The 21,749-nt window shown below is 52.4% G+C and carries 27 protein-coding genes and 1 pseudogene; 14 read left to right on the top strand and 14 right to left on the bottom strand.

Annotated elements, in window-relative coordinates:
• The 12 genes and pseudogenes from HMPREF3107_RS02705 (at position 1) to HMPREF3107_RS02760 (ending at position 5,003) form a co-directional block, all read left to right on the top strand.
• On the top strand, positions 1–624 hold the full coding sequence (locus HMPREF3107_RS02705; RefSeq protein WP_002222574.1) for a hypothetical protein: 624 nt from the start codon (positions 1–3) through the stop codon (positions 622–624).
• 29 nt (positions 625–653) lie between these two features.
• Complete coding sequence (locus HMPREF3107_RS02710) at positions 654–812, top strand: S24 family peptidase (RefSeq protein ID WP_246828577.1); 159 nt, start codon at positions 654–656, stop codon at positions 810–812.
• A 54-nt stretch (positions 813–866) separates the two neighbouring features.
• Positions 867–1,835, top strand: coding sequence for a hypothetical protein (locus HMPREF3107_RS02715; RefSeq protein WP_070453140.1), 969 nt, complete (start codon positions 867–869; stop codon positions 1,833–1,835).
• Positions 1,832–2,314 carry a hypothetical protein gene (locus HMPREF3107_RS02720; protein WP_070453143.1) on the top strand — a complete coding sequence of 161 codons (483 nt, stop codon included), beginning with the start codon at positions 1,832–1,834 and terminating at the stop codon, positions 2,312–2,314. The genes HMPREF3107_RS02715 and HMPREF3107_RS02720 overlap by 4 nt, the downstream gene beginning before the upstream one ends.
• Before the next feature lie 89 nt (positions 2,315–2,403).
• On the top strand, positions 2,404–2,901 hold the full coding sequence (locus HMPREF3107_RS02725) for a glycoside hydrolase family 108 protein (protein WP_070453145.1): 498 nt from the start codon (positions 2,404–2,406) through the stop codon (positions 2,899–2,901).
• Entirely contained in the window at positions 2,885–3,271 is a 387-nt protein-coding gene (locus HMPREF3107_RS02730; protein WP_070453148.1) for a hypothetical protein, read from the top strand. The genes HMPREF3107_RS02725 and HMPREF3107_RS02730 overlap by 17 nt, the downstream gene beginning before the upstream one ends.
• A 19-nt stretch (positions 3,272–3,290) precedes the next feature.
• Complete coding sequence (locus tag HMPREF3107_RS02735) at positions 3,291–3,470, top strand: hypothetical protein (RefSeq protein WP_172459032.1); 180 nt, start codon at positions 3,291–3,293, stop codon at positions 3,468–3,470.
• Positions 3,463–3,606 carry a TraR/DksA C4-type zinc finger protein gene (locus tag HMPREF3107_RS02740; RefSeq protein WP_371327472.1) on the top strand — a complete coding sequence of 48 codons (144 nt, stop codon included), beginning with the start codon at positions 3,463–3,465 and terminating at the stop codon, positions 3,604–3,606. The genes HMPREF3107_RS02735 and HMPREF3107_RS02740 overlap by 8 nt, the downstream gene beginning before the upstream one ends.
• A gap of 65 nt (positions 3,607–3,671) precedes the next feature.
• Positions 3,672–3,992 carry a hypothetical protein gene (locus HMPREF3107_RS02745; protein ID WP_070453151.1) on the top strand — a complete coding sequence of 107 codons (321 nt, stop codon included), beginning with the start codon at positions 3,672–3,674 and terminating at the stop codon, positions 3,990–3,992.
• Complete coding sequence (locus HMPREF3107_RS02750; RefSeq protein ID WP_246828578.1) at positions 3,989–4,288, top strand: hypothetical protein; 300 nt, start codon at positions 3,989–3,991, stop codon at positions 4,286–4,288. Before HMPREF3107_RS02745 ends, HMPREF3107_RS02750 begins: the two co-directional genes overlap by 4 nt.
• A pseudogene (locus HMPREF3107_RS02755) lies at positions 4,231–4,557 on the top strand (phage head morphogenesis protein); the annotation flags it as partial. The gene HMPREF3107_RS02750 and the pseudogene HMPREF3107_RS02755, both read left to right, overlap by 58 nt.
• Positions 4,558–4,559: 2 nt before the next feature.
• The gene (locus HMPREF3107_RS02760) at positions 4,560–5,003 is read left to right on the top strand and encodes a phage virion morphogenesis protein (protein ID WP_070453154.1); all 444 of its coding nucleotides are present in this window, start codon (positions 4,560–4,562) and stop codon (positions 5,001–5,003) included.
• Positions 5,004–5,305: 302 nt separating this feature from the next.
• On the opposite strand, the gene pntB is transcribed toward HMPREF3107_RS02760, so the two are convergent.
• Both pntB and HMPREF3107_RS02770 read right to left on the bottom strand, forming a co-directional pair.
• A complete protein-coding gene (gene pntB, locus HMPREF3107_RS02765) occupies positions 5,306–6,691 on the bottom strand; it encodes a Re/Si-specific NAD(P)(+) transhydrogenase subunit beta (protein ID WP_070453157.1) in 1,386 nt (461 codons plus the stop codon).
• Positions 6,692–6,789: 98 nt separating this feature from the next.
• The gene (locus HMPREF3107_RS02770; RefSeq protein WP_070453160.1) at positions 6,790–8,331 is read right to left on the bottom strand and encodes a Re/Si-specific NAD(P)(+) transhydrogenase subunit alpha; all 1,542 of its coding nucleotides are present in this window, start codon (positions 8,329–8,331) and stop codon (positions 6,790–6,792) included.
• Between the two features lie 287 nt (positions 8,332–8,618).
• Between HMPREF3107_RS02770 and gloA the strand changes: the two genes are divergently transcribed.
• A complete protein-coding gene (gloA, locus tag HMPREF3107_RS02775; RefSeq protein ID WP_070453163.1) occupies positions 8,619–9,026 on the top strand; it encodes a lactoylglutathione lyase in 408 nt (135 codons plus the stop codon).
• Positions 9,027–9,110: 84 nt separating this feature from the next.
• On the opposite strand, the gene serS is transcribed toward gloA, so the two are convergent.
• The 3 genes from serS to HMPREF3107_RS02790 all read right to left on the bottom strand — a co-directional run bounded on the left by serS (position 9,111) and on the right by HMPREF3107_RS02790 (position 12,561).
• Positions 9,111–10,403: a serine--tRNA ligase gene (serS, locus tag HMPREF3107_RS02780; protein ID WP_070453165.1), complete on the bottom strand. Its 1,293-nt coding sequence runs from the start codon at positions 10,401–10,403 to the stop codon at positions 9,111–9,113.
• Between the two features lie 122 nt (positions 10,404–10,525).
• Complete coding sequence (locus tag HMPREF3107_RS02785) at positions 10,526–11,938, bottom strand: SLC13 family permease (protein ID WP_070453167.1); 1,413 nt, start codon at positions 11,936–11,938, stop codon at positions 10,526–10,528.
• Between the two features lie 179 nt (positions 11,939–12,117).
• Positions 12,118–12,561 (bottom strand): DUF6882 domain-containing protein, encoded by a 444-nt coding sequence (locus HMPREF3107_RS02790; RefSeq protein ID WP_070453170.1) that lies wholly within the window; start codon positions 12,559–12,561, stop codon positions 12,118–12,120.
• 24 nt (positions 12,562–12,585) lie between these two features.
• Between HMPREF3107_RS02790 and HMPREF3107_RS12280 the strand changes: the two genes are divergently transcribed.
• Entirely contained in the window at positions 12,586–12,873 is a 288-nt protein-coding gene (locus HMPREF3107_RS12280) for a hypothetical protein (RefSeq protein ID WP_210391380.1), read from the top strand.
• On the opposite strand, the gene HMPREF3107_RS02800 is transcribed toward HMPREF3107_RS12280, so the two are convergent.
• The 9 genes from HMPREF3107_RS02800 to HMPREF3107_RS02840 form a co-directional block, all read right to left on the bottom strand.
• Positions 12,843–13,337, bottom strand: coding sequence for a hypothetical protein (locus tag HMPREF3107_RS02800; RefSeq protein WP_070453178.1), 495 nt, complete (start codon positions 13,335–13,337; stop codon positions 12,843–12,845). The genes HMPREF3107_RS12280 and HMPREF3107_RS02800 overlap by 31 nt on opposite strands.
• Positions 13,338–13,438: 101 nt before the next feature.
• Positions 13,439–13,705, bottom strand: coding sequence for a WGR domain-containing protein (locus tag HMPREF3107_RS02805; protein ID WP_246828579.1), 267 nt, complete (start codon positions 13,703–13,705; stop codon positions 13,439–13,441).
• A gap of 65 nt (positions 13,706–13,770) precedes the next feature.
• Entirely contained in the window at positions 13,771–15,396 is a 1,626-nt protein-coding gene (locus tag HMPREF3107_RS02810; RefSeq protein ID WP_070453182.1) for an ABC-F family ATPase, read from the bottom strand.
• 100 nt (positions 15,397–15,496) lie between these two features.
• Entirely contained in the window at positions 15,497–15,988 is a 492-nt protein-coding gene (locus HMPREF3107_RS02815) for a DUF456 domain-containing protein (RefSeq protein WP_070453185.1), read from the bottom strand.
• A 139-nt stretch (positions 15,989–16,127) separates the two neighbouring features.
• A complete protein-coding gene (rodA, locus tag HMPREF3107_RS02820; protein WP_003770545.1) occupies positions 16,128–17,234 on the bottom strand; it encodes a rod shape-determining protein RodA in 1,107 nt (368 codons plus the stop codon).
• Positions 17,231–19,285 (bottom strand): penicillin-binding protein 2, encoded by a 2,055-nt coding sequence (gene mrdA / locus HMPREF3107_RS02825; protein WP_070453188.1) that lies wholly within the window; start codon positions 19,283–19,285, stop codon positions 17,231–17,233. The genes rodA and mrdA overlap by 4 nt, the downstream gene beginning before the upstream one ends.
• Positions 19,282–19,785 carry a rod shape-determining protein MreD gene (mreD, locus tag HMPREF3107_RS02830; RefSeq protein WP_070453191.1) on the bottom strand — a complete coding sequence of 168 codons (504 nt, stop codon included), beginning with the start codon at positions 19,783–19,785 and terminating at the stop codon, positions 19,282–19,284. The genes mrdA and mreD overlap by 4 nt, the downstream gene beginning before the upstream one ends.
• A gap of 6 nt (positions 19,786–19,791) precedes the next feature.
• Positions 19,792–20,667: a rod shape-determining protein MreC gene (gene mreC / locus HMPREF3107_RS02835; RefSeq protein WP_070453194.1), complete on the bottom strand. Its 876-nt coding sequence runs from the start codon at positions 20,665–20,667 to the stop codon at positions 19,792–19,794.
• A gap of 18 nt (positions 20,668–20,685) precedes the next feature.
• A complete protein-coding gene (locus HMPREF3107_RS02840) occupies positions 20,686–21,729 on the bottom strand; it encodes a rod shape-determining protein (protein ID WP_049248438.1) in 1,044 nt (347 codons plus the stop codon).
• Positions 21,730–21,749: the final 20 nt, after the last annotated feature.

Below are 21,749 nucleotides of genomic sequence, written 5' to 3' on the forward strand. Positions count from 1 at the left end.
ATGGATCAATTCGAATTGTGCCAAAAAGAACATGTCAATCCATTTGCCTTGTCAAAGCAATATCTATTGGTTGTAACATTCGTCAAATCCAGCAGTAAAAATTTTCAGGCAGCATTACTTTGGGCAAGAAGTGCCAAATTATTTGAGAATCTTGAGATTGGAAAAGAAACCATCTATTGCTGCGCTTTCGATAAAACAGCAGAACAGGCTGGGATGGCCGGGGTATTTTTGAATTATATTGAAAATTGGAATGGCAAACAGATTTACATTAATGGCCGAATCCATAGTGGCAGTATTTATGATTTGTTAGGGGTTTTAGACTGCTATCAAAAATCACAGTCCTGTCCCAACCCTAAAAGCCACTGTTGCTTTGTTTCAGACGACATTTTTCTATGGCATGGATCAAGACCAACGTTTGAAATCAGTCTTGATCTAACTGGAAAGAAAAAAGAAACATCCTCTGCAAAGAAATTTGTGATGCCTTGTATTAATTTCCGTCACCATAGGATTGAAAAAGAAACCTACTTAGGAAATTGGAATGAACAAATTGCCGCATTGGCAGTAAAACAAAATATAGATTGGTGTCCAAGTTTTGATATTGAGAATTTTAGACAGTATGAATAATTACTATCTATATAGGAATTGCAGCAGCGATGTGTTATGGGTCAAACCGTATCCAACGCCAAATCGATGGCAGCCTGCTCTTGATTTCCGACAACGCAACCTATCCGTCTATGCCCTTGGCACTGGCGGAACACCCCGATATTCAAATCATCGGACAGGTAGTGCAGGTATCGAAAGATTTGAATTGATGCCGTCTGAATTTATTTTTCGACACAGATATTAAAAGAGAAAGGACTGTACAAATGGCAAAAAAAACTACTAAAACCATTCATTATTTACGTGCACAGGCAGATCATGATCTATTCGATTTGGAAGCGGCGTTAAGAACGGTTTTGTCAGCTGCTCCTACTGTTCAAGATACACAAATTGAACAATACAATCAGCTTACCCAAATCATGCATAGAACTCTGGATCCTAAAGATGCAAAAGGCAATTCAATTGGTGGATTACTGATACACATTGGCAGCGGTACAAAAGACGAACATATCCGCACTATGAGCAATAAACCTGTACAGCAAGATGATCATGGTGGAACACAAGCTCCTCCAAGTGGATATTCCTTTTTGCGTAAAGAGGCTTTTTTGTATATTGTTGGGCACCATGTAATTTTTTGCGGACATGGTTTTTTGTCAGCATCAACGGTTGCTTCTTATTTAAGTTTACTAAGCAATAAATTGAGAGAGAGCAATCCGAATATTGTTCTCTTTAATATTGAATTCAAAGCAGTAGGAAATTGCGATAAGTTGTCATTGATACAACAACATGGAGTGAAAAGCATTACTTTAGATGCTTCGGCATATCAATTATCCAGAGATAGACTGTATCAAAATAGCCGTTCAACCATTGCCAAAGCATTAGGGAAGGTCGGTAGTGTATTTACAAGCGAATTGAGTGATGAGGAATTGGAAGCACAATCCGAAATTCATATCAATTTAGAAGTCTTACTAAATGGTAATTCGAGAGCCAGCATCGAAGCACAATCTTTAATGCAGGAACAGGCAGAGGAAATTATTGATGATGAAACAGTTAATCAAGGATTTTCTATTACCACGCAACAAGGTGAAGTGATTAAGCCTTCTGATGTAAAACTGTCTAAATCTGTTAGAATTGGTCGATACGATGAAGCTAACTCGTTACTTCCTGACTCAGCATTTACAGCAATCAGTGAATATTTTCTAGAACTCCAAAGCAGAAACTTAACTGAACAATGAAAAAATACCTGCCCTTACTACGTTTTGTGTTGATTGCTTGTATATCAGCATTTTTAGCATGGAAAGGGCAACCTTTTGTTCATGGGAACGAGAAGGCCGTTGATTTAATTATTAACGTATTTGCAATCTTAGCCGGTTTTTTAATTGCCATTATGACATTGTTTAGTGATATGAGGTTTGATGAAGATGCAAATTGGCGACAAATTCAAATTCGTGAAGGCGTACAAGAACAACGGTATATAAAACATTCCTTACTTTTTTACACATATCTCGCCGTATTGGTTTGTGTTTTTATTGTCATCTTGTTTGCTCATAAAGAAGAATACAAAAATGGACCAGCCATTTTTTGGCTTGAACGGAGCTATTTATTTTTAGCCTGTATTTCCATTTTTTATTCTGTATTCTTACCTGGGAATTTAATTAAAAGCCGAAAAGAAGAGTTTAAAAAACTCATGGAAAAGAAGAAACCCAAAATCTAGAACAGGTTTTAACCTCCATTAAAAGCCCCCTCAGACGGCCTTTCCTACAATCCCTGTATTGATTTCCAACTCAATACAGGGATTTTTCCATGTCAGACAAATTCAACCAATTCATCGAACGCGTCCTCAGCCATGAGGGCAAGTATGTTAACCACCCTCAAGACCCCGGCGGCGAAACCAACTGGGGCATCACCAAGCGTACCGCAATGGCAAATGGCTTTAACGGTTCCATGCGCGCCATGACGCGCGAGCAGGCCGTCAGCATTTACCGCAAGGCATTTTGGGAGCGTTACCATGCCGACCAAATGCCCGAAGCGGTTGCTTTCCAATTCTTCGATGCCTGCATCAACCACGGCTACGGCAATGCCGCCCGTATGCTGCAACGCGCCGCAGGCGTGCCGGACGACGGCGTTATCGGCGAAATCAGCCTCAACGCCATCAATTCCCTTCCCGAAAACGACCTTTTATTACGGTTCAACGCCGAGCGTCTGGTCTTTTATGCCCTGATTAAGCGCGGCCTGTCAGTCATTCCGCAAGTAGCGGAAATCAAGCGGCGCGAAGGAGGCGGAAATGTGGACGGTGATTAAGGCATGGCCGGCCGCATTGCTCGCCGCCGTATTACTGGGCGGCACATATGGTGCAGGCTACGTCCGTGCCAAACATACCTGCACGGCGGAGACGACGCAGATGCAGCTGATCCATACGGCGCAACGTTTGGCTGCCGAGCAGGCATACGGCGAGAAGCTGGCTGCAGCGGCGGCTGAAAAGCAACATTGGTATGACTTATCGCAACGACAAAGCAAAGAGTTGGCCGAGGCACAGGCCGAATTGGAGAAATCCCGCAACACCTTACAGGAGCAAACCCGTGCAGCAGTGGATAAAGACGGCAGCAGCTTTAACGGTATCGGCCCTAACAGCCTGCACCTCTACAAACGCGCCTTCGGATACACCGATTAAAACCGTGGAGGCGGCTGTTTTGCCGCCCGTATCTTCCGGGCTGCTGGTCAAATACGAACGCCCCGAACGTCCGACCGGCGGCTCACCCGAACAACTTTTAAACCACGTTATCCGCTATGGCGAATACTGCCAAAAGCTGGAAGTGCAAATCTCCGGCTGGCAGGCGTGGTATTCGAAAGGCCGTCTGAAAGATGACTGATTTTGCCGACCAAGCCGCCGAATACGAAGCCGTCTTTTTGAGCGAGGCTTTATCCAAACATCAAACCAAACCTCAACATTCCGTCAGCCTGAGCCACTGTGAAGATTGCGGCAGCCCGATACCTGAAGCCAGGTAAAAAGCCGTCCAAGGCTGTACGCGCTGTGTGTTGTGTCAAGAATATTACGAGAGGGGTTATCCCTAATGGAAAAAACGTTTATCCACATCGAATTTTGGCAGTTGGTCGGATTCCTCCTGTCCTTCCTCGGCATCTGTTTTATCTTCGGCAAAATGCTGCTGGCTCAATTCCGCGAGCAGCAGGACGAACGCCAAAAACAGCAGGAACGCCTACAGGGTAAAGTCGAAATCATGGAAAACAAACTGGCGGAATTCAACGCCGGTCTGCCCCTGACCTATGTTTTGAGGGAAGACTACATCCGCAATCAGGTCGTCCTCGAAGCCAAGCTCGACAACGTCGCCGAAAAACTCACCGAAATATACAAGATGGAAAGCGTAAAGAAATGATTAGCCAAGAATTGATTGCCAAACAACGCCGCGAGGGGATGCGTTGGAACATCATCAACACCCTTAATAAAGCCCGCCCGCACACCACCAGCGAGACCTTCCTACTGGACATCATGAATGCGATTTACCCGCAGACCACCGCCACCGAACTGCGCCAGCAGCTCGACTACCTTGCCGACCGCAAAATGGTCGAGCTGAATAAAGCACCGCACGGCTTGTGGTTTAAAGAGTACATATCATGGGTGAGAGCCGCGTTCAAGCCAGACCGACTCTTGAGTCCGTCACCGTCGATATAGGTTCAAACCCTTATACCGGGGAGGCACGCTATGCCCGGCGCACCGGCATCCGCATCAACAACAAATTTATCGCCCCCAATGCGGGCTTCAATGCTAACCAAGGCAAATCCATGTTGTCCCGCATGGCGCAAATTGCCGTGGAAAAGGCGCAGGCAACCCATCCGGATATCGCCCGGATTGCCATCAAAACCATGATGGCTAACCAGAAATTCAAAAACGCCCTAACCCCCGAATCGTTGGCATGGGTGCGCGAATTATTGAGGGGCTGACCATGCTTGAAATTAAATTAGACGCAGACCAGCTCGACCACGGCTTGAATACGCTGCTCAAAAACGCCACCGACACCCGCGCCATGATGCGGGGCATCGCCACCGAGTTGCTGTCTATGACCGAAGAAAACTTCGAATCCGAAGGTTGGGGCGGACAGCGGTGGAAACAAAGCCGGCGCGCCGCAGATGAAGGAGGCAAGACCCTGCAAAAAAGCGGGCAACTCGCCGCCAGCCTGACCACACAGGTCGACAGCAACTATGCCCGCATCGGCAGCAACAAAAAATATGCCGCCATCCACCACCTCGGCGGTCAAGCAGGCCGCGGCCACAAAACCAACCTCCCAGCACGCCCCTATCTCCCCATCAACGGCAACAACCAACTCCAACCCGATGCCGAACGCAGAATCCTCGACATCGCCATCACCGCCCTCAAAAAAGGACTCTGACAATAAAAAAACGGACGATAAAATGTCGTCCGTTTCTTGTTGCACTATTTGCAACTCCATTTCACTTTTTCCATCCCGCCCCATCCCCCATCATCCCACTTCTTCCCATTTATCTCATCATACCTATATATTTATCTCATTGGGTTTCAATCTTAAATGGGTCGGAATGGGCCGGTCGGCTGCTATTGGGTGTGAAATTCGAATGACGTTAAAAAATCGCTGCAAGCCTTCATGGATAGGGTTTGCAGCGATTTTGTCCAACCAGACGGATTTAAAATCTTAGCCGAGCTTTTCAGACGGCCTTATTTCTTCAATTCCGCCAAAATCTCGTCAACGGTTTTCTTCGCGTCGCCGAAGCACATCACGCTGTTTTCGTTGAAGAACAGAGGGTTTTGTACGCCTGCGTAGCCGGTGTTCATCGAGCGTTTGAAGACGACGACTTCTTTTGCCTTCCACACTTCCAACACGGGCATGCCGGCAATCGGGCTGTTCGGGTCGGTTTGGGCGGCGGGGTTGACGGTGTCGTTCGCGCCGATGACCAGCACTACATCGGTTTCAGGGAAGTCGTCGTTAATTTCGTCCATCTCCAAAACGATGTCGTAGGGGACTTTGGCTTCGGCGAGCAGTACGTTCATATGACCGGGCAGGCGGCCGGCGACGGGGTGGATGCCGAAGCGTACTTCGGCGCCGTTTTTACGCAAAAGCTCGGTGATTTCGGCAACGGGGTATTGCGCCTGCGCCACTGCCATGCCGTAGCCCGGGGTGATGATGACGCTGCTTGCGTTGCGCAGCATTTCGGCGACTTCGGCGGGTTTGGCTTCGCGGTATTCGCCGACTTCTTCGCTGCCTGAGGCTGCGGCGGAACCGTCGGTACCGAAGCCGCCTGCGATGACGGAGATGAAGGAGCGGTTCATGGCTTTACACATGATGTACGACAGAATCGCGCCGCTGGAGCCGACTAGTGCGCCGGTTACGATGAGCAGGTCGTTGGAGAGCATGAAGCCTGCCGCTGCTGCCGCCCAGCCGGAGTAGGAGTTCAGCATGGACACGACCACGGGCATATCTGCGCCGCCGATAGAGGCGACCAAGTGCCAGCCGAATGCGAGGGCGATCAGGGTCATCAGAATCAGGATGATGCCGCTGCCGTCAACGGATACGAACACCAGCATCAGGATAAAGGATAAAACCAATGCGGCGAGGTTGAGCTTGTGTTTGGTGGGCAGTTGTAGCGGCGCGCTGCTGATTTTGCCGTTGAGCTTGCCGAACGCGACCAGCGAGCCGGTAAAGGTTACGGCACCGATGAAGATACCCAAATAGACTTCGACCAGATGGATGGTATGCATATCGTGCGAAACGTTGCCCGGCTCGATATAGCTGTTGAAGCCGACCAAAACCGCCGCCAAGCCGACGAAGCTGTGCAGAAGTGCAATCAGTTCGGGCATTTCAGTCATTTCTACTTTTTTGGCTTTGTAGATGCCGATGGCGGCGCCGATCAGCATGGCGATGATGATCCAGCCGAGTCCGTGGGTATTTTCGGAAAACACGGTAACGAACAAGGCGACCGCCATCCCCGCTACGCCGGAATAACAGCCCTGCTTGGCGGTTTCCTGCTTGGACAGCCCCGCCAGCGAGAAGATGAACAGTATCGCGGCTACGATGTATGCCGCTGTAACGAGTCCTGAAGACATGGTGATTCTCCAATTATTTGTGAAAGTAAATGTATTTTGAAACTCGGAGGCCGTCTGAAAACTTGATTCAGACGGCTTTAACAGTCTGAAAACCCGTTTTACCCTTTCCTAAACATATTCAACATCCGGCGCGTTACGAAGAAGCCGCCGAAGATATTGATGCTGGCAATCAGGATGGCGATGAAGGCAAGCAGGGTAACGAAGCCGTTGCCTTGGCTGATTTGCAGCAGCGCACCGACAACGATGATGCCGGAGATGGCATTGGTCACGGACATCAGCGGGGTATGCAGCGAGTGGCTGACGTTCCAGACGACGTAGTAGCCGATGACGCAGGAGAGGATGAACACGATAAAGTGGTTCAAAAATGCTTCGGGTGCGACCGCGCCGACCCACAGTACCAACACGGCGGCGATGACGGCGGGCGCGAGTTTTTTCCACATGGGAACGGGTTTCGGCTCGGGCTTGGCGGCAGGCGCAGCTTTTTCAGATGGCGTTTGCTGCGGCTGGGCGGAAACCTGAATCGGCGGAGGCGGGAAGGTGATTTCGCCGTCGCGGGTAACGGTCATATTTCGGATAATCACGTCTTCGAAGTCCAGCGTGATTTCGCCGTCTTTGTTCGGGCTTAACAGCTTGGTCAGGTTCACCAAGTTGGTGGCGTAAAGCTGGGAAGACTGTCCGGCAAGGCGGTTTGCCATGTCGGTGTAGCCGATGATTTTCACGCCGTTGTCGGTTACGAACAATTCGCCCGGCTTGGTGAGTTCACAGTTGCCGCCCGTCGCCGCCGCCAAATCGACGATGACCGAGCCGGATTTCATGCTTTCCACCATTTCTTTGGTAATCAGCTTGGGCGCGGGTTTGCCCGGAATGGCGGCGGTGGTGATGATGATGTCCACTTCTTTCGCCTGCTCGGCAAAGAGCTTCATCTCGGCGGCGATAAATTCGTCGCTCATCACTTTGGCGTAGCCGTCGCCGCTGCCGCCCGATTCTTGCGGGAAGTCGAGTTTCAGGAATTTACCGCCCATCGATTCGATTTGTTCCGCCACTTCCAAGCGGGTATCGAACGCGCGCACCACTGCGCCGAGCGAGTTTGCCGTACCGATTGCCGCCAAACCCGCCACACCAGCGCCAATCACCAAAACCTGCGCAGGCGGCACTTTGCCGGCGGCAGTAATTTGACCGGTGAAGAAACGGCCGAAGGCGTTGGCGGCTTCAATTACGGCGCGGTAGCCGCTGATGTTTGCCATCGAAGATAAAGCGTCCAAGGCCTGCGCTCGGGAAATGCGGGGAACCATGTCCATCGCCAATACATTGACCTTTTTATCGGCCAGTTTTTTAACCAGTTCTTCGTTTTGGTTCGGATAAAGGAAGCCAACCAAAGTCTGACCTTCTTTCAGACGGCGGCATTCGTTGCCGTTCGGCGCGTTCAGCTTGTAAATTAGCGGGCATTTCCACACTTCGGCGGCTGCGGCAACCGTTGCCCCCGCTTCTTCATAGGCTGCATCGTCAAAACTCGCGCCCAAGCCCGCTCCGTTTTCCACCACCACGTCGAAGCCCAGCTTCTGCAATTGGGCAACGGTGGCGGGGGTGCAGGCCACACGGGTTTCACCGGTAAGGGACTCTTTTGGGATACCGATTTTCATGTATTGTTTCCTTTCAAATATTCAGGATATGGAAAGCGATAAAAGGCAATTGATGCAGTGGGATTCGCGACTGCAAGACCGCCGAAAATTAAGGCATAGCGTTTATCCGAGGATATTGATTAACTTTATAACTGAAAGCCTGAACAGGGGCAACCGCTTTGGCTGAAAAAAACGCATTTCGGCATCGTTTATTGCCGCCCGGCAGCCGCTTGCCGTACAATGTTGCCGCTTGAAGTGCAGGATTGGCAGCACTTTGTCAATTAAACGGATAAAAAAGGAAACACAATATGCGTATGCTCCACACCATGCTGCGGGTGGGCGATTTGAAAAAATCGCTCGAGTTTTATCAGGACGTATTGGGGATGCGGCTGCTGCGTCAGAAGGATTATCCCGAAGGACGGTTTACGCTGGCTTTCGTCGGCTACGGCAGCGAGGTTGAAAGTACGGTTTTGGAACTGACCCACAACTGGGATACCGAAAGCTACGATTTGGGCAATGCCTACGGCCACATCGCCATCGAGGTGGAAGATGCTTATAAAGCCTGCGACCGTGTGAAAGAGAAGGGCGGGAAAGTCGTGCGCGAAGCCGGGCCGATGATGCACGGCACGACCGTGATTGCCTTTGTGGAAGACCCCGACGGTTATAAAATCGAGTTCATCCAGAAAAATACGGGCAAAGATTCCGTACAGTATTAAAAGTTGGCAGACTCTGAAGAGAGGCCGTCTGAAAACCCGTTTTAAGGTTTTCAGACGGCCTCTTTATTTGACGGGACGGCCTGCTTATGCTTCCAGTTTTTCCAAACCGCCTAAGTAAGGACGCAGGGCGGCGGGAATGTTGATGCTGCCGTCTGCGTTTTGGTGGTTCTCCAAAACGGCCACCAAGGTACGGCCGACTGCCAGGCCGGAGCCGTTCAGGGTGTGCACCAGGCGGTTTTTGCCGTTTTCATCTTTGAAGCGGGCCTTCATGCGTCGGGCTTGGAAGTCTTCGCAGTTGGAGCAGCTTGAGATTTCGCGGTAGGTGTTTTGCGCGGGCACCCAAACTTCCAAGTCATACGTTTTGGCCGCACCGAAGCCCATGTCGCCCGTGCAGAGGGTGATGACGCGGTAGGGCAGTTCCAAGGCTTTCAGGATGTTTTCGGCGTGGCCGACCATTTCTTCCAGCGCGTCGTAAGACGTTTCGGGGCGGACGATTTGCACCATTTCCACTTTGTCGAACTGGTGTTGGCGGATCAGGCCGCGCACGTCTTTGCCGTGCGAACCGGCTTCGCTGCGGAAGCAGGGGGAATGGGCGGTCAGTTTCAGCGGCAGTTTTTCAGACGGCACGATGCTGTCGCGCACGGTGTTGGTGAGGGTAACTTCGGCGGTAGGAATCAGGTATTGCGTGGTTTTGCTTTCGTCGCCGCCTCGGGTAACGTGGAACAGGTCTTCGCCGAATTTGGGCAGTTGCCCCGTGCCGTAGAGCGTGCTGTCGTTTACGATATAGGGCGTGTAGTGTTCGGTGTAGCCGTGTTGCTGCGTGTGGGTGTCGAGCATGAATTGCGCCAGTGCGCGGTGCAGGCGGGCGATTTGGCCTTTCATGACGGTGAAGCGGGAGCCTGAGAGGGCCGCGCCGCCTTCAAAGTCCAAGCCCAAGGGTGCACCCAAATCAACGTGGTCTTTGATGTCGAAATCAAATGTGCGCGGTGTGCCGACGCGGCGTACTTCGACGTTTTCCGTTTCGTCTTTGCCGGCGGGTACGCTTTCATGCGGCAGGTTGGGGATGGCGGACAACCAGGCTTCGAGTTCTGCCTGCACGGCCTCGAGTTCGGCGGCGGCCTGTTCCAGACCGGTTTTGATTTGTGCCACGGCATTCATGGCCTGTTCGGCTTCTTCGTGTTTGCCTTGGCCTTTGAGCATACCGATTTTTTTCGATTCGCTGTTGCGCTCGGCCTGCAATTCTTCGGTTTTGACCTGAAGCTGTTTGCGTTTGTTTTCCAGGGCTTCGAAGCGGGCGATGTCGAATTGGAAACCGCGCGCGGCCAGGCGTGAGGCGACTGCGGCTGTGTCGCTGCGGAGTTGTTGGATGTCTAACATGGGATGTCCGTTGGATGGTTTGTCAAGGAATGTGCGGTATTGTAAACGATTTTACAGCGGCAAAAAACCGAAAGGCCGTCTGAAAGAAGGTTTCAGACGGCCTCTAAGACGGTTTCAGGATTTTAGCGCAGGAAGAAGTACGCCCACAGTGAAACCAGGATGATGCTGAGGATGTTGAGCAGCATACCGACCCGCAGCATGTCTTTCTGCGTGACCAGCCCCGTGCCGAACACGATGGCATTCGGCGGTGTGGCCACCGGAAGCATAAAGGCACAAGACGCGCCGATACCGATGATGAGTACCATCACTTCTTTCGGCATGCCCATTTGTTCAGCCACGCTGGCAAAAACGGGCACGAGCAAGGCGGCAGAGGCGGTGTTACTGGTAAATTCGGTCAGGAAGATGATGAAGGCGGACACGGCCAGAATCACAATAAACGGATGGGTGGCGACAAAAGCCGAAGCCATTTCGTTACCCAATGCGGCCGACGCACCCGATTTTTGCAACAGGTTGCTCAAGGCAATGCCGCCGCCGAACAGCAGCAATACGCCCCAGTCGGTATTGCGGGCAACTTCACGCCAACGCACCACACCGAAAATCACCACAGCAACGGCTGCCGTGAGGGCTACGAACGCATCCGGACTATCAATGCCGAATTGTTTTTTCAGTTTGTCGCCCATTACCCAAGCCACGGCCGCAGTGATGAAAATCAGCATGGCAATCACGCGGTGCAGTGTCCATGGAATGTCTTCTTTTTCCACTTTGACACGGTGCGACAGATTAGGCTTTAAGATGACGAACAGAGAAATCAGCATCAGCGGCAACAGTGCCAGCATCATCGGCAGGCCGAATTTCATCCAGCCGGCAAAATCTAAATTCAGGGCTTTGGCGGCGATGGCATTTGGCGGAGAGCCGACCACGGTACCCAAACCGCCGATGCTGGCGCAATAAGCAATGCCGAGAAGGACGAAGACGAAAGTATTGCGGTCTTTTTCCTTATCCAGATGGCTCATCAGACCCATGGCCAGCGGTAACATCATGGCGGCGGTGGCCGTGTTGCTAATCCACATGGAAAGGAGGGCGGTAACGGCAAACAGGAGGTGCACGGCGATAAAGGTGTTGCCGCGCGAAAGGGAAATCAGCCAGACGGCGATTTTCCGGTCCAGCTTCTGCATGTGCAGCGCGGTGGCCAGTGCGAATCCGCCGAAAAAGACATAAATAATCGGGTCGGAAAATCCTGCCAAAGCCTGTTTGGTGCCCATTTCGGGAACTTGGAACAAAATGGCGAAAAGCGGCACAATCAATGCGGTTACCGTGATGTGCACGGCTTCGGTAAACCACATGATGGCGACAAATGCCAAGATGGTCAGGCCTTTATTGACATTTTCGTCATAAGGCAGGATTTGATAGAGCACCACGCTGATAATGGTGGCAACGATGGCGATCATCAGGCCTCGGAAATTGGTTATCGGCGCTTGCGCACTCAATAGTTCCACGTTTTCCGGCTGTTGGTCGATTTGAGGTTTGTTTGTCATGGAAAATCTCTCCTAATGGATTCTTCTTGCCGAAAGCCGAAGCTTCGGTGTGCGCACGATAACATGAATTTACATGAAATGGCAAAAAATTAAAGTAAGGGGATTTTCCAGACATCGAAAATATTGTTTCAGACGGCCTTTACAGCGGCTTTTGATACGTCTGGAGGCCGTCTGAAAAATTATTCTTGCAGTCGGGCAGACAAATCGCGAAAGAAGCCGTCTTCAAAATCGGCTTTCAGCTCGCTGCCGTTGCGTTGCGCCGTGATGCCGATGTGTTTGCCGTTTTCGCTCTGCTCAATTTGATAACCTGCTTGGCGCAGATATTCGGCAACGGCTTCGTGCTGCTGATACAGCACAAACGTTGCCACCATCTCGGGAATGACGACAGTGGCGCGGACAGGATTCTCGGCGGCCAATGCCTGCTGAAGACGAGTGTCGCGCAGGGCAAATACGGCAATGCCTGCATCGTGAAATGCCAAATAATAGCTGTCCGCCTGCGTGATGCCGACGGCAACGGCAGCCACCGCCTCCACATCGTCCTGTTCCAGTTCAAACGTACGTTCAGTCAGCCACGCAATGCCGTTTTCCTTGCCGTATCGTTGCAATGCAAAGCTGTCGCGCACGATGTTTTCGGCAAAATCCTAACCTTGGTTGCCCCAAGCCCACAGCCAAGTGCCGCCGCGCAACACATCCGCCTCAACGCCATAGGCATATTGCAATACTTCTCGCCCAGCCTGCAATTCCTGCTCGGCCTCACCGCCTTCCACCAGCCGTTCAGCCGTATGCAGTTTGCCGGTTATCTGTGGGTATGGGCGGGCTGTGGGGCGCACGTAAAACAAGGACTACCTGAAAACCGCCGTATCGATTTTCAGGTAGCCTCACATGAGCCGATTCCAAGCCTGCGCTATAGTTGGTTTCCAAACCACACCACATAACCGATAGCAAGCAACAGCAACACGATTGCCAGCCAAGTAATCGGCGATACTTTCAGCTCTTTGTAGCGCAAACCAATTGCCTTGCAGGCCCGATAGCGCAGGAAAAACGGCAAAAGGGCGTAGGCAAACATCGCGCCCACCGCCAGCCAAAATGAGATTTGCCCCGCCAGCGGCGACAATGAATCCAACACGCCCGCCATCCAAACAAACAGGGTAAGTAGTGTGGGTATGCCGAGCGTGTACGCCCATATCCGCCGAGCCTGACCCCAATGCACCGGCTGCTTGATGATTTGATAATTCGTGCCCGACAACATGGTCGGTTCCACCGACAAAACCCGCGCGCTATATAGCGGAATCAGCGGTACCCATAAAGCCACAATCCATGCCGTGGTCACGTAAGTGCCGTCCAGCTCGTAATCACATTCGCCAACAAACGTGGTGCCAAACCCATTGAGTGTAAACATCTTTTCCCTTTCTTGTGTTTTAAATAATTAACCCATGGGCTACCTGAAAACCGCTTTGCCGATTTTCAGGTAGCCTCAAATATCATTACCGCCTTACCCGTTCATGCCGCCGAAAGCGTTGTTGCCAGCAGGCTTTCGGCCGGTGCTTTGGTCTGCGGCGTTTCGCCCGGCGCGACATAGCCTTTGGCTTTCTTGGATTGGATGAGCTTGGCGGCATCTTTTTCGCATTTTTCCGCGCTGGCAAAGGTTTTGGTTTTGCTCTGCCCTTTCGTGCCGATGCGTCCAAAGGTAACCGTGTGGCTGCATCCTTCTATGTTGATTTGCCAGAATTTTTCGGATTGTTCATCGCGGTATTCCAAATATGCCATCCAATCGGTCTCCATGTGTTTTGAAAAAGTGCAGGCTGCTTTTTTTCAGGCAGCCTGCACTTGTCTTACTCAATCCCTTTTTTCGCCAAATAGCTCTCATAATCGCCCAGATAATATTCATAGCCGCCTTTGCCATCCAGCTCGATAATCTGGGTGGCGAGCGAGGACACAAACTGGCGGTCGTGCGACACGAAAATCAGCGTGCCTTTGTATTTTTCCAGCGCCATGTTCAGCGATTCGATGCTTTCCATGTCCATGTGGTTGGTCGGCTCGTCCATAATCAGCACGTTGGGTTTCAGCAGCAAGAGTTTGCCGTAGAGCATACGGCCTTTTTCGCCGCCGGAGAGCACTTTCACTTTTTTCACCACGTCGTTGCTGCCGAACAGCAGACGGCCGAGCGTGCCGCGAATCACTTGTTCGTCGTCGCCTTCCTGCCCCCATTGGCGCATCCATTCGGTCAGGTCCATGTCCACGTCGAAATCGTTTTCGTGGTCTTGCGGGTAGTAGCCGATGGTGGCTTTTTCCGCCCATTTGATGCAGCCTGCATCGGGTTTGATGTCGGACAGTTTTTCGTCAAACGCGCCGGCCAGCAGTTTCAGCAGGGTGGATTTGCCTGCGCCGTTCGGGCCGATGATGGCGAGGCGTTGTCCGGCTTCCAGAATGTAAGACAGTTTTTCAAACAGGGTTTTGTCGAACGATTTGGCCAAGTTTTCCACTTCCACGGCTTGACGGTGCAGCTTGTTTTTCTCATCGGTTTCAAAGCGGATATACGGGTTTTGGCGGGTAGACGGTTTCACTTCCACCATTTCGGCTTTGATTTTGTCGGCCTGTTTCAGGCGGCTGGTGGCTTGGCGGGCTTTGGATTTGTTGGCCGAGAAGCGGGCCACAAATTCTTGCAATTCCTGCAATTTTTCTTTGGCTTTGGCGTTGTCTTTCAGCGCGCGCTCGCGGGATTGGGCGGAGGCGAGCATGTAGTCGTCGTAATTGCCGGGGTAAACGGTGATGGTGTTGTAGTCCAAATCCGCCATGTGGGTGCAGACTTCGTTCAGGAAGTGGCGGTCGTGCGAGATGATAATCATGGTGCTGTCGTATTGGTTCAACACGCCTTCCAACCAGCGGATGGTGTTGATGTCCAAGTTGTTGGTCGGCTCGTCCAGCAGCAGCACGTCGGGTTTGGAGAACAGGGCTTGCGCCAGCAGCACGCGTAGCTTGAAGCCGGGGGCAACTTCCGCCATGGTGGCGTTGTGCAGTTCTTCGGCAATGCCCACGCCGCTCAATAATTCGGCGGCGCGCGCTTCGGCGGTGTAGCCATCGTATTCGGCGAACTTGGCTTCCAGTTCGGCGGCTTTCATGTAATCGTCTTCGGTGGCTTCAGGGTTGGCGTAAATCGCGTCGCGTTCGGTCATCGCCGCCCACATTTCGGTGTGCCCCATCATCACCACGTCCAGCACGCGCATGTCTTCGTAGGCAAATTGGTCTTGGCGCAGCTTGCCCAGGCGCACGCCGTGTTCAATCGCCACTTCGCCGCTGGTCTGCTCCAAATCGCCGCCCAAAATCTTCATAAAGGTAGATTTACCCGAACCGTTCGCTCCAATAAGGCCGTAGCGGTTGCCTTCGCCGAATTTGACGGATACGTTTTCAAACAGCGGCTTCGCGCCGAACTGCATGGTGATGTTGTTGGTGGAAATCATGGAATAGCTCTTTCAAATAGGGAAATCAAAAATCGGCGGATTGTAGCATAAGAGGGCATACGCCCGATAACGTACCGGATTTGGAATTTTTCAGACGGCCTTAAAACAGGCTGTAAAGCCATACGCCCAACAGGGTCAGGAGGATGGCGACGGCACAGCCGACTTTCGCCACCACGCCCAAGATGAAGCCTATAAAGGCTCCGATGCCGACTTTTCCTGCCAGCCAGGCATCTTTGCGGGCGAGGAATTCTCCGATTGCGGCACCGAGCAGAGGGCCGAGCAGCAGGCCGGGAATGCCGAAAAAGGCACCGGCAATGCCGCCGAAAAACGATCCCCAGACGGCCTCTTTACTTGCGCCGGTGAATTTTGCGCCGAGCATTCCCGCTACGAAATCGGTTGCCGTGCCGACGGCAGTAAAGATGCCGATGGCAATCAGGGTGCCGCTGCCGATGGTGGCGTAGTCGTCGGCATATCCGAGCAGCCAGGCTCCGACGAACATGAGGATCAGTCCGGGAAGGGCAGGGTATATCGTGCCGAGCAGGCCGATGGCGAGGGCGGTCAGTCCGAGGATGATGAGCAGGGTGGGTGCCATGATGCAGGTACTTTCTAAACGGCTGGTGGGGAAATATGTTTTTCAGACGGCCCGGATGGTGTGCGAAGTGGGGAAACCATGTCAAGGCCGTCTGAAAGATTCGGGAGAAGATTGATTGTAAGGGCGGTTTTCAGACGGCCTAACGCCGTTTGTCTTTCTGATTGGCGATGCCCATCAAGAGGGCGAGGATGATCATAATGGACAACGTGGATGTGCCGCCGTAGCTGACCAGCGGCAGCGGTACGCCGACCACGGGCAGGATGCCGCTGACCATGCCCATATTGACAAAGGCATAGCAGAAGAAAGTCATGGTCAGCGCGCCGGCCAGCGTGCGGCTATAGAGGTTGTGTGCCTGTGAGGCGATGTAGAGCCCGCGGCCGAGGATGACCAGGTAAATCAACAGCAGAAGGAGGTTGCCGATCAGGCCAAATTCTTCGCCATATACCGCGAAGATGAAGTCGGTGGTGGACTCGGGGATGTAATCGAGATGGGTTTGCGTACCGTTGAGCCAGCCTTTGCCCCAAACGCCGCCCGAACCGATGGCAATCATCGATTGGATGATGTGGTATCCGTCGCCAAGCGGGTCTTTTGTCGGATCGAGCAGAGTGAGGACGCGGGTTTTTTGATAGTCGTGCATACCGTAGTTCCACATCAACGGCAGGGCACAGATGAAGAGGACGACGGAGGCGAAAATGACTTTCCACGGTAGTCCGGCGAAGAAGACGACGAACAGGCCGGAAGCCATAATCAGGGTGGCCGTGCCGAGGTCGGGCTGTTTGAGGATCAGCATGACCGGCACCATGACCAATATCAGTGCGATCAGGTAGTGATGCCAGCGCAGGCTGCCGCTATGGCGTTGGAAATACCAGGCCACCATCATCGGCAGGGCTATTTTCATGATTTCGGAAGGTTGGATGCGGATGCCGAGGTTCAGCCAGCGGGTGGAGCCGTTTACGGTAATGCCGAAAAAATGCACGCCCAACAGCAGCAGTACGCCGAGAATGTAGGCGGGCGGTGCAAAGGCAGCCAGTGTTTGCGGCTTGATACGGGCAATAATCCACAGCAGGACAAAGCCGATGATGGTGTGTATGGTCTTGCTTTCCAGTCGGCCGATGTCTTGGCCGTCGGCCGAGTAGAGCAGGAACAGGCTCATGATGTAGATGATCAGCATGGCGTAAAAGAGCCAGGCATCCATCGGATCCCAAATCAGGCGTTTGAGTTTCAAGAGGATGTTTTCTTCGGTCATGGTGCGGCTTCCGAGGCGGCCGAATGTGCGGCTTCAGGGTTGTGGATGGTGCGGAAGGCTTCGGTGATTTTGTTTTCAGACGGCCTCACAGTGCCGCTGCCTGCCAGCAGGGGATTTTCCACGCCTGTTTTGTTGTGGTTGTCCACCGGGATGTCGTGGTCGCCGCCCGATTTGAGTTTGAGCAGGTAATAATCGCTCAGTCCGCGGGCCAGGGGGGCGGCATTGGCACCCCAGCCGCCGTTTTCCAAAATCACGGCAATGGCGATTTGCGGTTTTTCCATGGGCGCGAAGGCGATGAACCAGGAATGGTCGCGGTGTTGTTCGGCCAGTGCGGCGGCATTGTAGTTTTTACCTTGGGCGATTTGCACCACTTGGGCAGTACCGGTTTTGCCGCCCATGCTGTATTTCAGACCCACGCCGATTTTTCGCGCGGTTCCGCCCGGATGCAGTACTTTGGCCATCGCCGCTTTGACGTAGTTGAAATTACTTTGCTTGAACGGCAGGACGCGCTGCGGTTTAGGGTCGATCAGGGTGATTTGCTGTTTATTGTGATCCAGCAGCTCTTTAACTAAGTGCGGACGGTAAACCACGCCGTTGTTGGCCAAGGTGGCGGTGGCGTGCGCCATTTGCAGCGGAGTATAGGCGTTATAGCCCTGGCCGATGCTGATCGGCACCATCTCGGCCGTGTTCCAGCGGCGCCGTTCGGGCGGTAACTTGGAAAACCGTTTTTCTTTCCATTCGGGCGAGGGGAGTACGCCGCGGTATTCGTTCGGCAAATCGATACCGGTTTGTTGGCCGAAATCGAATTCCGCCAAATACGGACGGATTTTCTCAATGCCCATTTCAAATCCGAGGCGGTAGAAAAAGGTATCCGAGGAAACTTGGATGGCTTTGCTTAAGTTAGCCGAACCGTGGCCGCTGCGGACGGAGTCGCGGAATATATGTTTGGTTCCCGGAATGCTCCATGCGCCGGGGGCGGGAATCACGGACGATTGGGTAATTTTGCCGCTTTCGAGCAGGGCCATGGCCATAAATGGTTTGAAAGTGGAGCCCGGCGGATACAGGCCTTGGGTAACACGGTTGATGAGCGGCTTTTGCCAGTTTTCGTTCAATGCTTTCCAATTCTCGCTGTCGATGCCGTCGATGAAGAGGTTGGGGTTGAAAGACGGGTTGGATACAAAAGCCAGTACGCCGCCTGTTTGCGGGTTGATGGCCACCATGGCTCCGCGTTTGCCGCGCATCAGGCGGACGGCTTCTTGTTGCAGGCGGATGTCCATTGCCAGCTTCAGGGTTTGGCCGTTTTGCGGCGGAACGGTGCGCAGGGTGCGGATGATGTTGCCGTAGGCGTCTTTTTCCACTTCGCGGTAGCCGGGCAAGCCATGCAGCTGGCGTTCGTAAAAACTTTCCAAGCCGGATTTGCCGATGTGGGTGCTGCCCCGATACAGTGAGCCCAGTTTTTCTTCAGCCAGTTTGGCTTGGTCTTTGTCGCTGATGCGGCCGATGTAACCGATGAAATGTGCGGTCAATTCCCCATAAGGGTATTCGCGGAAGGTTCGGGCGTTAATTTCTACGCCGGGCAGCGCATATAAGCGGGCGGCGATACGTGATGCCTCGTCCGGCGTGAGTTTCAGCTTGAGCGGGATTTTTTCGTAGGAACGGAATTCGGTGCGGAATTTCTGAAAACGGTTTAAATCGGATTCGGTAATGTCGGCCAGTGTTTTTAGGACGGCGATTGTGTCGTCCAGTTTGCCTTTGATTTGGCTGGGTATGATTTCCAATGAGTAGGCAGGATAGTTACGCGCCAGCACAACGCCGTTCGCATCGACGATTTCTCCCCGTATCGGTGCCGTAGGAATTAAGGAAATACGGTTGGAGGCTGCTTGGGCGGTAAATTCGTCCCGTTTGTGGATTTGAAGATGGACAAAGCGTGCCGCCAAGATGCTGAATAACACGAAGATAAACAGAAAGGCGGCAAGTAGTCTGATACGGAAGTCGCGCTGGATGGAGGCATTATCATTGCCGGGACGCGAAATGTGGCGGAGTGTTTTCATCGGCGGCGACGGGGCAGGTTAAGGACGGCCAGCATTAATTTGTTCAGCATCGGCCAGGCCAATGCGCCCACAACAGGGGCTAAAAGTCCGGATAGGCCGATGAGGTGGTGTTCGCTTATCAGGCGGATAATCAGCAGTGTAAGCTGACTTCCGGTTAGTGCGATAAAGACGGCAACCGCTTGAAAGGCATAGCTTTGCAGGATAATGCGCCGTTGGTATTTTTGAATGAAGAAGACCATCAGGACATAGGCCAGCGCATGTTGTCCGAGTGGTAGGGCGATACCGGTATCCAGAATTAGGCCGCAGGCGAACGCGGTAAACAGGCCGACCGATTGCGGACGGTTAAGCCCCCAATACAGCAGGCTCAGGGCAGTCATTTCGGGCAGCCAGAAAGACAATGCGGCAGGAAACGGAATCAGGTCAAACAGCAGGGAAGCAGCAAAAGTGGCGGCAATCAGACGTTTGGGAATCCGGTTGTGAAAGTCGTCAAAATCAGTCATGGGTTCTTATTGGGGAGAGGATGCCGCAACGGAAGAGGCAGTCTGAATCGACAGTTCTTCAATTTGCGGCAATACCAAAACATATTTGCTGCTGCGAATGGCGGCAGGAATGGATAAGGTTGTGCGGTAGTAAGGCGTTCCGGAAGAACGCAGGGCACTTTCCACTTTGGCCACGGGAATGCCGGCAGGGTAGACAGAATCCATTCCTGATGTAACCAGTAAATCACCAGGCTGCAAATCGGCATCTAATGGGAAATAGCGCAGGGAAACCTGGTTGCTGTCGCCATAGACTAAACTGCGTACGCCAGTACGCGCCACCATCACGGGAATGACTGTTTGACTGCTGGTGAGTACGGTTAATTCGGCATTAAAAGGCTGCACTGCCGAGATTTGGCCGATTAGGCCGTATTGGTCGATTACCGCATCGCCGGCCTTCAGTCCGTCGTTGCTGCCTTTGTTTAACAATAATTTGTCAGACAAGGGGTTTTTGCCGTTTGAAACTATTTGTGCCGCCGTGCTGTTGCCGATACCACTGCCGGCTAAAAGGTTGAGTTTTTTCAATTCTGCCAGCTGAAGCTGCTGTACGTCGTTTTGCCGGATGGCGGTGCTCAGGCGCATATTTTCGGTTTGCAGTCTTTGATTTTCCTGAATGAGCGTTTGCTGTGATTGCAGGAATGTACTGCCGTAGTCATACAGTGCGACAGGCTGGTCGGCCAGCCATTGCAAAGGTTGCAGTGCGGTGGCCAAGTAAGCCTTGAGTTGGCGGACGGCTGCATAGCGGTTGTCCAATACCATCAACAGGATGCTGATTATCGACAGGATAATCAACCTATTGACGGGACGCTCGCGATAACTACGGGTAAAACTAAGCGATTTGGACATGGCGGATAACGGCGGAAATTAGGGGTTCGGAGCAAAAATCGAATTCAGACGGCCTATCAAGTCCAATGCGCGGCCTGTGCCGCGTGCCACGCAGGTCAGCGGATCTTCGGCAATCATAACGGGCAATCCGGTTTCTTCAGCCAAAAGCCGATCCAATCCTTTCAATAATGCTCCGCCACCGGTCAGTACCAAGCCGCGTTCGGCAATGTCGGCGCCCAGTTCGGGCGGGGTTTTTTCCAGTGCGGTTTTTACAGATTGTACAATTTGATTGATAGGCTCTGTAATGGCTTCAAGTATTTCGTTGGAGGAAATGGTAAACGAACGCGGGATACCTTCGGCAACATTGTGGCCTTTTACTTCGATTTCTTTGACTTCCATGCCTGGGAATGCTGTGCCGATTTCTTTTTTGATGCTTTCGGCAGTTGCTTCGCCAATCAGCATGCCGTAATTGCGGCGGACATAGTTAATAATCGCTTCGTCAAAGGCATCTCCGCCGACACGTACCGAATGGGAATATACCATGCCGGATAAGGACATTACTCCCACCTCGGTTGTACCGCCGCCGATATCGACCACCATTGAACCGGTCGGCTCGTCAATCGGCAGACCTGCACCTATGGCTGCAGCCATAGGTTCTTGAATCAGATAGACAGCTGATGCACCGGCTTCTTCAGCTGAGTTTTGAATCGCTTTTCTTTCTACTTGGGTAGAGCCGCAGGGAACACAGATGACGATACGCGGGGTGGCGGCAAAACGGCTATTGGTTACTTTTTTAATGAAATGCTTCAGCATATCAGAGGTTACGGTAAATTCAGCAATAACGCCGTCCTTCATGGGGCGGATGGCTTTGATGCTGCCCGGCGTGCGGCCGAGCATTTTTTTTGCATCAGTGCCGACGGCCAAAACCGAACGTTGTCCCGTGTCGGGGTGAATCTGCATGGCCACCACTGAAGGTTCGTCCAAAACGATGCCCTTGCCTTTGGAGTAAATCAAAGTGTTGGCGGTGCCCAAGTCGATAGCCAAATCATTGGAGAAATAACGTGTGATGAAACGCAGAAACATGAGTAATCCTGAATGGTAAC

Origin of the sequence: Neisseria sp. HMSC31F04 (assembly GCF_001807735.1) — a bacterium.
In the GTDB taxonomy this organism is placed as follows: domain Bacteria; phylum Pseudomonadota; class Gammaproteobacteria; order Burkholderiales; family Neisseriaceae; genus Neisseria; species Neisseria elongata.